General features: G+C 61.9%; 15 protein-coding genes. 8 read left to right on the forward strand and 7 right to left on the reverse strand.

Annotated features, from left to right (window positions below):
* Together Q0O40_RS11425 and Q0O40_RS11430 are read right to left on the reverse strand one after the other, a co-directional pair.
* The coding region (locus tag Q0O40_RS11425; protein WP_295529739.1) for an SRPBCC family protein at window positions 1-1019 on the reverse strand (1019 nt) is incomplete at its 3' end.
* Window positions 1020-1187: 168 nt separating this feature from the next.
* On the reverse strand, window positions 1188-4109 hold the full coding sequence (locus Q0O40_RS11430) for a TonB-dependent receptor (protein WP_295529741.1): 2922 nt from the start codon (window positions 4107-4109) through the stop codon (window positions 1188-1190).
* A gap of 285 nt (window positions 4110-4394) precedes the next feature.
* On the opposite strand from Q0O40_RS11430, the gene ribB reads away from it, so the two are divergent.
* Window positions 4395-5663 (forward strand): 3,4-dihydroxy-2-butanone-4-phosphate synthase, encoded by a 1269-nt coding sequence (gene ribB / locus Q0O40_RS11435; protein WP_295529743.1) that lies wholly within the window; start codon window positions 4395-4397, stop codon window positions 5661-5663.
* Window positions 5664-5666: 3 nt separating this feature from the next.
* The gene (gene ribH, locus Q0O40_RS11440; protein WP_295529746.1) at window positions 5667-6086 is read left to right on the forward strand and encodes a 6,7-dimethyl-8-ribityllumazine synthase; all 420 of its coding nucleotides are present in this window, start codon (window positions 5667-5669) and stop codon (window positions 6084-6086) included.
* A gap of 9 nt (window positions 6087-6095) precedes the next feature.
* On the opposite strand, the gene eno is transcribed toward ribH, so the two are convergent.
* Window positions 6096-7382, reverse strand: a complete 1287-nt coding sequence (eno, locus tag Q0O40_RS11445) for a phosphopyruvate hydratase (RefSeq protein WP_295529749.1) — start codon at window positions 7380-7382, stop codon at window positions 6096-6098.
* Between the two features lie 291 nt (window positions 7383-7673).
* Here eno and Q0O40_RS11450 point away from each other — a divergent pair, with 291 nt between their 5' ends.
* The 5 genes from Q0O40_RS11450 (at window position 7674) to Q0O40_RS11470 (ending at window position 9864) form a co-directional block, all read left to right on the forward strand.
* Window positions 7674-8306, forward strand: a complete 633-nt coding sequence (locus Q0O40_RS11450) for a hypothetical protein (RefSeq protein WP_295529752.1) — start codon at window positions 7674-7676, stop codon at window positions 8304-8306.
* Window positions 8307-8314: 8 nt separating this feature from the next.
* A complete protein-coding gene (locus Q0O40_RS11455; RefSeq protein ID WP_295529755.1) occupies window positions 8315-8710 on the forward strand; it encodes a phage holin family protein in 396 nt (131 codons plus the stop codon).
* Entirely contained in the window at window positions 8707-9024 is a 318-nt protein-coding gene (locus Q0O40_RS11460; RefSeq protein ID WP_295529758.1) for a hypothetical protein, read from the forward strand. Before Q0O40_RS11455 ends, Q0O40_RS11460 begins: the two co-directional genes overlap by 4 nt.
* An 18-nt stretch (window positions 9025-9042) precedes the next feature.
* Entirely contained in the window at window positions 9043-9540 is a 498-nt protein-coding gene (locus tag Q0O40_RS11465) for a hypothetical protein (RefSeq protein WP_295529761.1), read from the forward strand.
* Window positions 9541-9630: 90 nt separating this feature from the next.
* The gene (locus tag Q0O40_RS11470; RefSeq protein WP_295529764.1) at window positions 9631-9864 is read left to right on the forward strand and encodes a DUF4170 domain-containing protein; all 234 of its coding nucleotides are present in this window, start codon (window positions 9631-9633) and stop codon (window positions 9862-9864) included.
* Window positions 9865-9923: 59 nt separating this feature from the next.
* On the opposite strand, the gene greA is transcribed toward Q0O40_RS11470, so the two are convergent.
* Together greA and carB are read right to left on the reverse strand one after the other, a co-directional pair.
* The gene (gene greA / locus Q0O40_RS11475) at window positions 9924-10400 is read right to left on the reverse strand and encodes a transcription elongation factor GreA (RefSeq protein WP_295529767.1); all 477 of its coding nucleotides are present in this window, start codon (window positions 10398-10400) and stop codon (window positions 9924-9926) included.
* A 119-nt stretch (window positions 10401-10519) separates the two neighbouring features.
* Complete coding sequence (gene carB / locus Q0O40_RS11480; protein WP_295529769.1) at window positions 10520-13894, reverse strand: carbamoyl-phosphate synthase large subunit; 3375 nt, start codon at window positions 13892-13894, stop codon at window positions 10520-10522.
* Between the two features lie 66 nt (window positions 13895-13960).
* On the opposite strand from carB, the gene Q0O40_RS11485 reads away from it, so the two are divergent.
* Entirely contained in the window at window positions 13961-14335 is a 375-nt protein-coding gene (locus Q0O40_RS11485) for an endonuclease domain-containing protein (RefSeq protein WP_295529773.1), read from the forward strand.
* A gap of 253 nt (window positions 14336-14588) precedes the next feature.
* Here the strand turns inward: Q0O40_RS11485 and Q0O40_RS11490 are convergent, their stop codons facing one another.
* Window positions 14589-15122 carry a hypothetical protein gene (locus Q0O40_RS11490; protein ID WP_295529775.1) on the reverse strand — a complete coding sequence of 178 codons (534 nt, stop codon included), beginning with the start codon at window positions 15120-15122 and terminating at the stop codon, window positions 14589-14591.
* The coding region (locus Q0O40_RS11495) for a gamma-glutamyl-gamma-aminobutyrate hydrolase family protein (RefSeq protein ID WP_295529778.1) at window positions 15119-15484 on the reverse strand (366 nt) is incomplete at its 5' end. The genes Q0O40_RS11490 and Q0O40_RS11495, both read right to left, overlap by 4 nt.

Consider the following 15484-nt stretch of genomic DNA (forward strand, 5'->3'; position numbering starts at 1 on the left):
GCGATGGTATCATCCCAATAGGCCGGACGCGGGCCCTCGCCCCAATCCGGGCCGACCCAGAACACCTCCATCTTCGAGCGCGTCAGCCCATTGGGCCAGAACGCCAGAACGAAGGTGCCGGTCGCACCGGGCGGCGACACGAGGTTAGGAAAGATGTTGTACGATTGCGTGCACGTACGCGAAATTTCGCCAACGCTGTCGAACTCCGGGCGGCCATCGGCGGTGCGTCCGGTGCGGTAGCTCGCCTGATCGCGGTCTTCCCAGCCCGGCGCAACCATGCGCCCGTGCCCTTGGGGATAGAGCGTGTTCACATTGCTGCGATGATCGAGCCCGAGCGCCACGGTGGAGGGATGGATATTAGGCACATGGTACACCTCCATGTTGGCCTCCATCGCGATCTTCCAGTTGCAATCGAGATCCCAGACGTAGCGATCGACCAGCCGCGCCTCGCCCAGCTGAAACTCTTCAAGCTCAAGACCAACATTGCCAAGCCATTCGGCAAGGCTGGGGCCGTGCTCGCTGAAATTGACGAAGATGAACTTGCCGTATGTCTCGCAGCGGATGGAGCGCAGCGCGCGGCACGAGAAATCGAGCCCGGCAAAATCCTCGGCATCGCGGATCGAGACAAGCTGGCCCTCGTCGTCATAGACCCAGCCGTGATACTTGCAAGTGAGGCGCGGACGCCGCCCGCTCTCGGCAGTGACGACCGGCGCGCCGCGATGGCTGCACGTGTTGTAGAACGCGTTGATCTTGCCCGAGCGCGCATGCATCAAGACCACCGGCTGACCTGCGGTCTCCCACAGGCGAAAGCATCCCGGCTGCGGCAACTCGTCGCGGTGGCCCGCAAGAAGCCAGCTTTTGCGCCATAGGTGATCGCGCTCCAAAGCCTCGAAGCGCTCGTCGATGTAGCGCCCACCGGGCAGATCGGGCAGATGCGGAAAAGTTTCGGGCGGCGCGGTGCGCTGCTTTTCATAAGCCATCAACGCGCGCAGATCGGAAATTTCCTGCTCGGTCATCATGGCAAACTCTCCTGATCTTATGGCCACGAGGCTCCCATAGCGTTTCAGCGCGAGCAACTAGCGAGAGCACTAGGCGCCCTGCCCGCCGGAATCAAAAACGCCGGAGGTTTCCCCCCGGCGCTCTTGATCCAGTCTCAGATGAGACCAGCGTCTAACGTGGTGCTCGGCTCAGAACTTGAAACCGGCCGCGACGCCATAACGGCGCGGTTCGAGCGTGAACACGTTGGTGAACAGACCGGTCGACTGGTCAGTCACGTACTGGCCGGTGATCGAATTGTTGCTCGTGAGGTTCTGCACGAAGCCGCGCAAGAACCACTTCTTGTCAGGCCCATCGAGCTGCATCTGCGCGTTGATCTGCGTAAATGCCGGCATCCGGTCAACCAGGCTGTTGAAGATGTTGGCCGTGGAGCCACCGGTGAACAGCAAGTCGGCGCGCGGCGTCAACGTAAGATTGCCCACCGGAATCTCATACTGTGCGCCCGCCGCAAACTTGACGCTGGGTGCGCCGGGGAGCTGGTTACCGACGATGTTGGTCGGAATGCCCGACGAGTAAACCGTCACCCCGCCAATGCCAGGCGCATTGCCGAGCGTTGGTGCGAGCGCCGTGAGGACACCGCAGATCGAGTAGGCACCGCGCGATGCAATCCCGCCGTTTGCCGGGAATGCTGTGGTGCCCCGGAGCCCAGCACCGGACCTGAGGCCCGGGATAGATCCTGCGTTGATCAAGTCGTTGGCCGCGTTCACGAAGGCATTCACCCCGGCCACGCTGCCGGAATTCGACCCGACGGCGCAGTTGGCGGCGTTCGTGATATCCTTGATGATCACCGCATCGGCGCGGCCCGCCCCGAAGTCGCGCGGATTGGCGAACGGCGTGGTGACCGAGGAGACGCGGGTGTTCAGATAGCTGAAGTTCATGTTGATTGTCAGCGGACGGATCGGGCGGACAATCGCTTCAACTTCAACACCAAAGATGTTGGCGTTGACGTTATCGTTCACCGAAGTGCGCGCCACGATGCGCGACAGCTGCAGATCCTTGTATTTGTAGTAGAACGCGGTCAGGTTCAGCTGCAGCGCGCCATTGGCGAAGCTGTTCTTCGAACCGATTTCGAACGAGTCGATGAACTCGGACTTGAACGATTCTGGCACCGTGAAGATTGGCGACAGCGGCGGATTGATGCCGCCCGACTTGTAACCGCGTGAATACGAGAAGTAGAGCAAGTTGTCGTTGGTGATCTGGAAATCGAGCACCGCGCGCCCGGTCAGCGCGCTAAACTTCTGATTGGTGCGCGTCTGGAACAGCTGGTTGCCCGCAATGCCGGGATCGGAGTCGTAAGTTCCGATAAACGGCGAAGTATAGGCATCGGTGCTGCCGTGCGGCGTAAGGAAGCTGACGAGGGTTGTGCGAGCGGTGACCGACTTGCGGTCGTTGTTATAACGCAGACCGAAGGTCAGCTTGATGCGGTCGTCGAACTTGTAATACGCCTCGCCAAAGATGCCGAAGGTGGTCAGGCTGTAACCGCCGCCGCCGTCACGGGTCGAAGCGCCGTTATTGCGGAAGTAAGGTGTGCCGAGATACGATGGGGGGAGACCGGCAGCCGCTGTACTAAATGCACCAAGCACGCCGGCGAGATAATCGACCGAAAACGCGTTGACGTAGTACGAGTTTTCCGTGGCCTTGTACTTGCCATAGATGCCGCCAACGAGGAAGTTGAACTTCCCGTCAAACTTTGTCGAGAGAATTGCTTCGGCAGTCCAGCTCGTATTGGTCTGGTTGGAACGGTCGTAATACAGCGGTACATTGCTGCAGATCCTGTTTCCGCCAAATGCACCCGTGCCGCTTTCTTCGGGTGTCGACGTGCACAGCTGCCCGCCGGGACCATTGGGGATCAAGGCGCTGGCAACCGGCGCGAAATAGGCCGCCGGGATCGGGAAGTTCGGAATTTGTCCGGCAGCAGCAGCGGCAAGCGCGCTGAGGCCGGGGGTCATGCGCGAGCGATCTTCGATCGCCATGTTGTAGTCCTGCCGCGAATCGACCGCTGTGTCCTGATAGTTGCCGGTGATGCGCAAGTTGAACTTGTCACCAATGTCCTGCTTCCAGCTGCCCTGGATGATGGTTTCCTTGGTGAAGTACGACGGCGCATAAGCCGTATTGACTGTGCGCGCATCGGCCGGGTTCACCGCGTTGCCATAAGGATCGGGGCCGTAGATGCTGCCCAGCGCAAACGACGTCGGCAGACCCTGGGTCGCAAAGAATTCGCGCGAGGTGAGCGTGTTCTTGAACAAGGCGTTGCCGTTGTTGATGCCGGTGCCCAGTTCGGAATTGAGGCAGCCCAGCACGCCGGTCGGATCGTTCTGGCAGTACTGCTTCTGGATGCGCAGACGGCTGTCGCGCTCGCGGAAATGCTGGCCCATGATGTCGATGGTGGTGCCCGAAGTCGGCTGCCAGGTGATCGAACCGCGGAAACCATATTGGTTGCGGTCATCCTGCTTGCTGTTGTCGAACAGGTTGGTCGTGTAGCCATCGCGCTTCAGATAATAACCAGCCGCGCGCACACCGAGCGTCTCGGTGATCGGCACATTGATCATGCCGCGCAGACGCACCGAATTGTAGTTCCCGAACTCAGCATCGCCAGACGCGCCAAGGGCGTTGAGATCGGGCTTGGCGGTGCGGAAGTTGACCACGCCCGAAGTGGCGTTGCGGCCAAACAGCGTGCCTTGCGGACCGCGCAGCACTTCGACCTGCGCCAGATCGTAAAACTCGCCTTCGAACAGGCGCGAGGCAAACAGCGGCGCATCGTTGACGTGAACGGCAGTGGCCTGATCGCAGGTCACGCCAGTGCACAGATCGCCGATGCCGCGGATGGTGAAGCTGGAGGCGGTGAAGTTGGTTTTGGTGAAGGTGACGTTGGGCAAGCTGAGCTGGAGATCGCTGGTGTTGCGGATCTGCTGCTTGTTGAGGTTTTCAGCGGTGAACGCGCTGATCGCGATCGGCACGCTCTGAAGGCGCTGCGACTGGCGCTGCGCGGTCACGATGATTTCTTCGACGCCGGTGGTCTCGGTTGCGCTTTGTGCGAAAGCTGGCCCGGCCATGGCCGCAGCACAGACTCCAACAAAAAGGGAAAGTTTGCCCCTCATATCCGTAATCCTCTCTCTCCAGCAAACCCGTCGTTTATCGCAGGTGCCCTGTTACTTTTACTCATAGACAGGGGCTCGCCTTGTCAACCGCTTAATTAAAAATTGCCCTTTCCGTAACGGCAGCTGTTGCCTGTTTGACACGGCTGAAAGCCAGGCAAAACCGTCGATTCGGCATTTTTTCGCATCGCAATGTGATCAATAGGTATTGCCAATCACATTGCGATGTGAAATATGCGAATCATGTCAAGCGAACTGATCGATCAAATCCGCCGAATTGTCGTTGAAGGCGGCATGTCCCGCTCCGGCCTGGCGCGCGCCGCCGGGCTACATGCCAACACGCTGCGCGATCTTACCCTGCCCAGCTGGAACCCCACTGCCGACACCCTCGCCAAGCTGGAACGCGTGCTGAACGAGAGCGACGAGACCCCCGCACTGGTCCCGATCGAGGAGATCATCGACGAGGCTCGCAATGGCCGGATGTTCATCCTGGTCGACGACGAGGACCGCGAGAACGAGGGCGATCTGGTGATCCCCGCACAGATGGCGACCCCCGATGCGATCAATTTCATGGCCACGCACGGCCGGGGTCTGATCTGCCTGACCCTCACCCGCACGCGCTGCGAAACACTCGGCCTCGAACTGATGAGCCGCCACAACGGCACGCGCCACGAGACCGCCTTCACCGTCTCGATCGAGGCGCGCGAAGGGGTGACCACCGGCATCTCGGCAGGGGACCGGGCGCGCACTGTGGCCGTCGCCATCGATGCGGCCAAAACCAAGGCGGACATCGTCACGCCGGGGCATGTCTTCCCGCTGATCGCGCGCGATGGGGGGGTATTGGTCCGCACCGGGCATACCGAGGCGGCGGTCGATATCTCGCGGCTTGCGGGCCTCAATCCTTCGGGCGTGATCTGCGAGATCATGAGGGATGATGGCACAATGGCGCGGATGGACGATCTCGTTCCCTTCGCGCGCCGCCACGGCCTCAAGATCGGCACGATCCGCGATCTGATCGAATATCGCCGCCGTCATGACCATCTCGTCGAATGCGTGAGCGAGGCGCCGTTCGTTTCCGATTATGGCGGCGACTGGACCATCCGCAGCTATCGCAACAAGATAGATGGATCGGTTCACCTTGTGTTGCAAAAAGGCGCTGTTGTCGCTGGCGCGCCGACTCTGGTGCGGATGCACGGCATTTCGATCCTGTCGGATGTGCTGGGCCAGCCTGGCCCGCGCAAACGCATCCTGCAACGCGCGATGAGCGCCATTGGCGAGGCTGGTTCGGGCCTGATCGTGCTGCTCATGCCCAGCACTGGCGAACAGCTTCAGGCCGAAATCACCGGCCACTCGCTTGAAATGGATTTGCGCAGCTATGGCATCGGGGCGCAGATCCTGGCCGATATGGGTGTGCACGACATGATCCTGCTGACCAATTCGCACCGCAATGTCGTCGCCATCGAAGGCTATGGCCTCAATATCGTCGGCGAGCAGCCTGTCTCAACGGAGTAAACCATGGCCAAGTTCCTTATCGTCGAAGCGCGCTTTTACGATCACCTCAATGACATGCTGGTGGCAGGGGCCAAGGCCGCGCTGAAGGCGGCCGGGCACAAGGCCGAGGTCATCACCGTCCCCGGCGCGCTGGAAATCCCCGCAGCCATCGCCATGGCCGACGCCTCGGGCGATTACGATGGCTATGTTGCCATCGGGGTGGTGATCCGCGGCGAGACTTATCATTTCGAGATCGTGGCGGGCGAAAGCGCGCGCGGGGTGATGGCGCTGACGATGGACGGCGTGCCCATCGGCAACGGCATCCTGACGGTCGAGAACGAAGCACAGGCGCTCGTGCGCGCCGACCCGGCGCAGAAGGACAAGGGCGGCGAAGCAGCCAAGGCGGCGATCGCGCTGCTCGCGCTCAAAGAGCGCTTCGGCTGATCAGGCGTTTCAGCCGGCCAGCCGACCAAACGCCGCCCGGCCCGCATAGCGCGCTGAATTGCCGAGTTCTTCCTCAATGCGGATCAGCTGGTTGTACTTGGCCAGCCGGTCCGAGCGGGCAAGGCTGCCGGTCTTGATCTGGCCGCAATTGGTGGCGACCGCCAGATCGGCAATGGTCGAATCTTCGGTTTCGCCCGAACGGTGCGACATCACGGCAGTGTAGCCGCTGCGCTGCGCGATCGAGACCGCCTCCAGCGTTTCGGTCAGCGTGCCAATCTGATTGACCTTCACCAGCAATGAATTGGCAAGGCCCATGCCGATGCCCATTTCAAGGCGCTTGGGGTTGGTCACAAACAAGTCATCGCCCACGAGCTGGACCTTCTTGCCAATCTTGGCGGTGAGCGCGCCCCAGCCTTCAAAATCATCTTCGCCCATGCCGTCTTCGATCGAAAGGATCGGGTAGGCATCGCACAGCGAGGCCAGATAATCGGCCATGGCCACCGGCGAAAGCGACAGTCCCTCGCCGCTGATCTCGTACTTGCCGTCGCGGAAAAACTCGGTCGCGGCGCAATCGAGCGCGAGCACGATGTCCGTCCCCGGCTTGAACCCGGCCTTTTCGATCGAGGCCATCACGAAATCGAGCGCTTCGCGCGTGCTGGCGATGTTGGGCGCAAAGCCGCCTTCATCGCCCACGCCGGTGGCCAAGCCCTTCTCGTGCAGGCCCTTCTTCAGGGTGTGAAAGACTTCCGCGCCCCAGCGCACCGCCTCGGTCAGCGTGGGCGCGCCCACCGGCATGATCATGAATTCCTGAAAATCGATCGGGTTGTCGGCATGTTCGCCGCCATTGATGATGTTCATCATCGGCACCGGCAACAGATGCGCCGAAACCCCGCCGACATAGCTGTAAAGCGGCAAGCCGCGCGCATCGGCAGCGGCCTTGGCCACGGCAAGGCTGGTGCCCAGAATGGCGTTGGCACCCAGGCGGCTCTTGTTCTCGGTACCATCGAGCGCGATCATCGCAAGGTCGATATCGCGCTGGTCTTCAGCGTCCATATCGGCCAGCGCTTCGCCGATCTCGCCATTGACGGCCGCGACGGCATGGCGCACGCCTTTGCCCAGATAGCGTGTCTTGTCGCCGTCACGCAGTTCGACCGCCTCGTGCGCGCCGGTGGATGCGCCCGACGGGACCATAGCCCGGCCGAACGAGCCGTCTTCGAGCAAAACATCGACTTCGACCGTTGGATTGCCGCGGCTATCGAGCACTTCGCGGGCGTGGATATCGATGATCGCGGTCATGGTAATTCCCTTGGCTACGCAGGAGAGCGCCGGGACGCAGGCCCCGCGCGCGCATTGTCTTGGCCGCGCTCCTATCGGGTGGCCCGCGGGCAGGCAAGCGGCGATGCCGCGAAAATCTCGCTCCCCCTCCGCTCACCGCAGGCCGTCGCCGCAGGGTGCCGCTCCGAGACGAGCCGTGATCCACGCGCGAATTCGCCCGCGCAATTTTCTCGAGGATCAATTATGGTGCTAACACGTTAATGGCCTGAACCTGTAACAGGGTCATGACCGCTTGCAAAAGGACACACGCTCATGGTTGACACCCCCGAGACAAAAGACCCTTCCCAAACTGAGCCTTCCGCTGCCGCGCAGGCTGCGAGCAAGGTTGAAGCCGTTGCCGAGCAGGCAGCCGCCGCTGCTCAAAACGCCGCGAGCGATGCCGCAACGGCGATCAACAGCGCGGTTAGCGCGACCTCGACGAGTTTCAACAAGGCGATCGAGGATGCCAAGGCCAACGCCGCCGCGCTGAAAGAGCAGGCGATCGAACGTTCCGCAGCGGTGCGTGAGAAAGTGGCCGAAACGGCCAGCGACTGGTCGCAGCAGGCCTCGCAGATGGCCGCCCAAGCCAAAGAAAAGAGCGTCGAGCTTGCCAATCAGGGCAAGAGCATGGCGAGCGAGGCACTGGCCACTGTTGGCACCACGATCTCGGAAAATGCCGGGTTGATCGACGAAAAGCTGGGCGTGCAATATGGCAATTATGTGCGCGGAACAGCCAAGTCGATCAAGGACACCGCCGCCAAGCTGGACGCCAAGGAGCTGTCGGAAATCGGTGATGATGTCGCCGGGTTCGTCCGCAAAAGCCCGGCCACAGCGCTGGGCATTGCGGCCGTTTCGGGTTTCCTTTTCGCGCGGCTGTTCCGGCGTTCAGGCTCCTCGGATACCTGACGCGCCTTATGCAGAGCGCCAAGGATAGTCAGGCCACCGATCACCAGTCCTCGGAGGAGCCCCTCGCCTCGCAGGTTCGCGGCCTGATCGCCGACGGACAGGCGTTGGTCGAGGCCGAGCTGGAGTTTCAAAAGTCGCGCATTGCGTATGCTTTGGGGCAAGCCAAGAGCATCGCGGTGCTCTTGCTTCTGGCGCTGGCGCTGGGCTTTTTCGCCCTGATGGCGCTGATCGTGGGCCTCCTGCTTGCCCTTGCGCCCATGCTGGGTGCGTGGGGAGCGCTGGGCGCGGTGGTGCTGGGGATTTGCGCTGTCGCTGGCCTGTGCGTGGCGGTCGCCCTGCGCGGGCTCAATCAGGCGCGCGCGGTGCTGCTGGGCAAGCCTTCGGCGCAAAAGGACAGCGTATGAGCGAACGGGATCCGATTGAGACACTGGCCGGACTGCAGCGCACGCGCGATGCGGCCAGGGCCAGAATGCGCGACAATCTGGCGACCGTTCGCGCGGAACTGTCGGCGCGGTCCATCCCGGCGCGGATCGGCGACCGCGCCGCCGAGGCGGCGTTGGACTCGCTGGAAACCGCAAAGAATGTCGCCCGCGAAAACAAGCTCGTGCTCGGCGTGACCGCCGCAGCCTTGCTCGGCTGGCTGCTGCGCGGCCCGATTACGCGGCTATTGGGGAGCCGGTTGCCCCGTATTCCCGCCAAATGGTGGCCATCTGCCTAGCTTATGAAGGATACCGCTATGACTGAACATGTTGACGCACTGCTTGAAGACCAGGTCGCTAGCCACGCCGCTGAGGCCCACGGCGCGGCGGATGCCGACGTCGCCAGCAAGACGGGGCCATCGGTCAAAGGGCTGATCGAGCAGCACCCGGTGGCTGTGCTGGCGGGCGGTATTCTCATCGGTGCGCTGATTGCCAGCGCCATCCCCCGCCGAAAGTCGGCTGCTCCTGCTGGGACAATGACTGGCAACACGGCGGCTGGGGCCTTGGGCAAGCAGGCCTCTCGCCTCGCGGCCATGGGCGCGCAACTGGCGAGTGCTTACGCCGCCCGCGTGGTGCAGGCTGGCCGCGAAGGCAGTGAAAAGCTCGAAGATCTGGGCGAGATCATCAGCGAAACCAGCAGCGAAGCCAAACGCCGGACGGGCGAAATGGCCGATGTTGCCGCCACCGCGCTTCGCGACATGAGCGCAGTGGCACTGCGCCACGCGGCAGACATCGCCGCCCGGATGAAGCGCTGATCACTCTCAAATTAAATAGGCTGGCTTGCGCGGGGCGGGTTTGTTTGCAAGAGGATGAGCGCGTCTCCCCTGCTGTGCGAAAGTCATTTCATGCAAAAGCTTCACCTGGTGATGGGCGGGCGGGTCAAGGACCCGCAAGGCCTTGAATTTGTCGATCTCAAGGCCATCGACATGGTCGGGGTATACCCCGATTACGCTTCGGCCGAAGAGGCATGGCGCAGCTGCGCACAGCGCACCGTGGACGATGCCGAAATGCGTTATGTCGTCGTGCATCTTCACCGGCTGTTGCAGCCCGATCTGATCGAGCATCCCGGTCAGAAATGAACAAAGGCCGCAGGGTGTCCCCTGCGGCCTTTGTTGAGAGCCCGAGATATCTGCCGGGTTCAGATGAATTCGAGCTTTTGCACCACATAGAACTTGTCGCCCGATGGCACCGTCACCTCGATCTCGTCATCGACGCGGCGACCGATGAGCGCGCGGCCCAGCGGCGAGTTATAGCTGATGCGGCCGACCTTGGCGTCGGCCTCAGCCTGGCCGACGATCTGGTAGCGGACCGGCTTGTCGGTATCATCGAGCAACGTCACCGTCGCGCCGAACACGATCCGGTCGCCCGATAGCGTGGTGGGATCGATGATATGCGCGCGGCTGATCTTGTCCTCAAGATCGCTGATTGCCGCCTCGACCTGGCCCTGACGCTCTTTGGCCGCATGATATTCAGCATTTTCCGACAAATCACCGTGCGCGCGCGCCTCTTCGATTGCATCGACAATCAGCGGGCGTTCAACGCGCAGCGCCTTCAGCTCGGCTTCGAGCTTGGCATGGCCTTCAGCCAACATCGGCAGCTTTTCAACACTCGCCATCCGTATTCCTTTTTCCTTTCAATCCCTTGCCCAAAAAGCAAGAGGAAGCCACCAGCCGGCGCGTAGCAGGCGTTTCAGCATCGTGATCCCTGAAACCTGCAGTGCTGCATTGCGGGGGATCAGGTGGCAGCATGCTTATAATAATCCTGCAAAGACCGGACCGCAAGCTGAGTGGTCTGCAACGCTTCGATCGCTTCCACTGCCGCCACCGATGCCGCCGCCGTGGTGAAGTATGGCACTCTACCGAGCAGCGCGGAACCCCTAATCGATTGCGAGTCCCGGTGGCTCTGCCACCCTTCGGTGGTGTTGAAAATGAGCGCGATATCGCCATCGATGATGCGATCGACGATATGCGGGCGCCCCTCCGCGACTTTGGCGACACGTTCGACCAGCACGCCCGCCTGCGCCAGATAGTCCGCCGTTCCGCCGGTCGCGACGATCCGGAAACCAAGGCCCGCCAGCTTGCGCACCGCCGGAAGCACGACCGGCTTGTCGGTATGCTTAACCGAGACAAACGCGGTGCCGCTTTCGGGCAGCACGATCCCTGCGCCCAGCTGCGCCTTGGCAAACGCCACTGCAAAAGTACGGTCGATGCCCATGACCTCGCCGGTTGATTTCATTTCGGGCGAGAGCACCGGATCGACCCCGGGGAACCGCGCGAACGGAAACACCGCTTCCTTGACCGCCATATAGTCCATCTCGCGGCGGATCGGCGGCAGATCGGCCAGCATCTCGCCCGCCATGATCCGCGCGGCATATTTGGCGATGGGCTGGCCAATGGCCTTGGCGACGAAGGGCACCGTGCGGCTGGCGCGCGGGTTCACCTCGATCAGGTAGACCAGATCAGAGGGCTTGTCCGCCGGGCTGGTGCTGGCCTTGATTGCGAACTGGATATTCATCAGCCCGCGCACTTCGAGCGCCTTGGCCAGCAGCACTGCCTGCCGCTCCATCTCGTTCACGATCTCGGTGGAGAGGTTGTAGGGCGGCAGGGTGCAGGCGCTGTCGCCCGAATGGATGCCGGCCTCCTCGATATGCTGGAGCACCCCGGCCACGATCACCTGCTCGCCATCGGCCAGCGCATCGACATCGCATTCGATGGCATCGCGCAGATACTGATCGATGAGCACCGGATTGTCGCCTGAGACAAGCACCGCAGTCGTGATGTAATGCTCAAGCTGCGCCTGGCTGTCGACGATCTCCATCGCCCGGCCGCCCAGCACATAGCTTGGCCGCATCAGCACCGGATAGCCGATGCGCGCCGCCACCGCGACCGCCTCGTCGCGGCTGCGGGCGATGCCGTTGGCCGGCTGGAGCAGCCCCAGCTTGTCGACCAGCTTGGCAAAACGTTCGCGGTCTTCGGCAAGATCGATCGCATCGGGCGAAGTGCCGAGAATGGGGATGCCCGCATCCTCCAGCGCCTGCGCCAGCCGCAGCGGGGTCTGCCCGCCGAACTGGACGATCACGCCGACCAGCGTACCGTTCGACCTTTCGACATCGAGGATTTCGAGCACGTCTTCGGCGGTCAGCGGCTCGAAATAGAGCCGGTCCGAGGTATCGTAGTCGGTCGAAACGGTTTCCGGGTTGCAATTGATCATGATCGTTTCAAACCCGGCCCCGCCGGGCCCGCTGCCCAGCGCGAAGCAGGCATGCACGCAGCAATAGTCGAACTCGATCCCCTGCCCGATGCGGTTTGGTCCGCCGCCCAGGATCACCACCTTTTTACGGTCAGTGGGCGCGGCTTCGTTCTCCGGCTCGCCGAACAGGCCGCTTTCATACGTCGAGTACATGTAAGGCGTGATCGCCTCGAACTCGGCAGCGCAGCTGTCGATCCGCTTGAACACCGGGCGCACGCCAAGCCGGTGGCGCAGCGCGCGCACTTCCTGCTCGCTGGTCGCCCCTGCCATCGCGCTCAGCACATCATGGAGCAGGCCAGAGCGCCGCGCCTGCGTTTCGCCCAGCCCATGCGCCACGCCGACCGAGCGGACCGCCAGTGTCGCGAGCCGCTTGTCGGAAAAGCCCATGGCTTTGATGCGGCGCAGGCCGGCTGCGTCAATCGGCAGCCCCTCGCGCCCGATCCGCGCCTCTTCGGCGATGATTTCCTCGATCTGGCGCAGGAACCACGGATCGTAGCTGGTGATCGCGTGAATATCCTCGACCGAGAAGCCTTCGCGAAAGGCCTGGCCCACCACCAGCAACCGCTCGGGCGTAGCGCGCGACAGTTCGGCCTTGATCCGGTCGCGGCTTTCGCCCTCCAGCTCGACCACGCGGTTGAACCCATCGAGCCCGGTTTCCAGCCCGCGCAGCGCCTTTTGCAGCGATTCCTTGAAATTGCGGCCAATCGCCATAACCTCGCCGACCGATTTCATCGCCGTGCCCAGCAACGGCTCGGCCCCCTTGAACTTCTCGAAGGCAAAGCGCGGGATCTTGGTCACGACATAATCGATGGTCGGCTCGAACGCCGCCGGGGTCGCGCCCGTGATGTCGTTGGTGATCTCGTCGAGCGTGTAGCCGACCGCCAGCTTGGCCGCGACTTTGGCGATGGGAAAGCCGGTGGCTTTGGACGCCAGCGCTGATGAGCGCGAAACGCGAGCGTTCATCTCGATCACGATCAGGCGCCCATCCTTGGGATTGACCGCGAACTGCACGTTCGATCCGCCCGTCTCCACGCCAACCTCGCGCAATACCGCGATCGATGCGTTGCGCATGATCTGGTATTCCTTGTCGGTCAGGGTCAGCGCAGGAGCGACGGTGATTGAATCGCCGGTATGCACGCCCATCGGATCGACATTTTCGATCGAGCAGACGATGATGCAGTTGTCGTTGCGGTCGCGCACGACCTCCATCTCGTACTCTTTCCAGCCGAGCAGCGATTCCTCGATCAGCACTTCGTTGGTCGGTGAAGCCTCGATCCCGCCGCGCACGATGCGCAGGAATTCTTCCTTGTTATAAGCAATGCCGCCGCCAGTGCCACCCATGGTGAAGCTGGGGCGGATGACCGAAGGCAGCCCGGTGCGCTCGAGGATCGCCAGCGCTTCCTCGGTGGTATGCGCAATGCCCGAGCGCGCGGATTGCAGCCCGATCTTGTCCATCGCATCGCGGAACTTCATCCGGTCCTCGGCCTTGTCGATGGCCTCGGCATCCGCGCCGATCATGATGCAGCCGTATTTCTCCAGCGTGCCATCGTTGAACAGCGCCAGCGCGGTGTTGAGCGCGGTCTGCCCGCCCATCGTCGGCAACACCGCATCCGGGCGCTCCTTCTCGATGATCCGCGCGACGATCTCGGGCGTGATCGGCTCGACATAGGTCGCGTGCGCCATGTCCGGATCGGTCATGATCGTGGCGGGGTTGGAGTTCACCAGAATGATCCGGTACCCCTCCTCCTTCAACGCCTTCACCGCCTGCGTGCCCGAATAATCGAACTCGCAAGCCTGGCCGATGATGATCGGCCCGGCGCCGATGATCAGGATCGAAGAGATGTCAGTGCGTTTGGGCATTTACTTGCCTTATTGTACTAAAACCCTCCCCCGTTCGGGGGAGGGTTGGGTGGGGGTACAAGACGTATGAGCGATAAACGCCTGACGCCGCTGGCGCGCAAGTTGCGCAAAGAGCCCACGGAGGCGGAGAAGCGCCTGTGGTCGCGGCTGCGCAGCGAGCAACTTGGCGTCAAGTTCACCCGGCAATATCCAATTGGGAGTGCTATCGTGGATTTTGTCTGCCGAGCTTTGCGCCTCGCCATCGAGCTCGACGGCGGCCAACACGCTGACAGCGAGGCTGACGCGGCGCGCACGCGCCTGATCGAAGCCCAAGGCTACCGGGTTATTCGCTTTTGGAACAATGATGTCCTTGCCAACACGGATGGAGTCCTGACGGTGATCGCGCATGAACTGGCGCTCGCCCGAAACCGGATTGATCCGTTCGAAGACGATCCGTCCTAGCTGACCGGCAAGCGCCGCGCACCCCCACCCAGCCTCCCCCGAACGGGGGAGGGGCAAGGAAAAAGAAAAAGAGGAAGCAACACCAGCCCCACCACACCCAACCCAAAAAGCCCTCCCCCGCTCGGGGGAGGGTTGGGTGGGGGTGCGCTGCCCTCGAAAGCGCAGACGCCGCCCAGCCCAATCACCAGCGCGCGGGAGAGAAGCCCCAGCGACAGTGGATTGCATCGAGGAGATGTCAGTGCGTTTGGGCATATTAAGCTCTTACACAACTTGAACGAAACAACTTTGCGCTGGCACCGATCACTGAGACAGGCTTGTTTGAGGTCCACAAGTCAACGAGACCGTCTTTGGGAACTGTCGTGATGTTGTGAGTCTCAACAATGCCAGTCGACGGATTCGAGACAATCCAACTGTCTATTTGCCGATCTGGGTGGAAAATTCGATGAACTTCGGAACCATCCTCCAATGAAGACAAATATGTGCCCATTGCATCCCGAGAATAAACATCTTCGCGCCCATCATCCCGAATACGAAAGGCCAAGCGTCCATCTTTCATGCCATCTGAGCCAAACCCTGATTTCCAATCTGACGTAAACACGCCAAGTCCGTCCGATTGACCACAAATCACCACGGCGCGGCCATTTTTCCCTACGATCCGGTTGGCTGCACTGCGAGCATCACTAGCTTGTGCCGCTGTTAAGGCTTCTAAAGGAGGCTGAACAACACGATCATCACAACCGCCTGCCAATGCCGCCAAGCCGACAATGATGGCCGAGCGAAGTTTCACCCCAACATCCCCACGAACCGCTCGAACAGGTAGAAACTATCCTGCGGCCCAGGGCTGGCTTCAGGATGATACTGCACCCCGAACGCCCGCTTGCCCGCAATCGCGATCCCGCAGTTGGAGCCGTCGAACAACGAGACGTGCGTCTCTTCCACGCCCTCGGGCAAATCGGCATTGTCGACCGCGAAGCCGTGGTTCATCGAGGTGATCTCGACCACACCGTCGGCCTTGCGCAGCACCGGGTGGTTTGCGCCGCGGTGGCCCTGGTGCATCTTGATCGTGCGTGCGCCGGCGGCGAGGCCGAGCATCTGGTGGCCGAGGCAAATGCCGAACACCGGCACGTCTGCTTCGAGCAGCCCCTGGAT

The organism is Novosphingobium sp. Chol11 (assembly GCF_945870625.1).
GTDB lineage: Bacteria > Pseudomonadota > Alphaproteobacteria > Sphingomonadales > Sphingomonadaceae > Novosphingobium.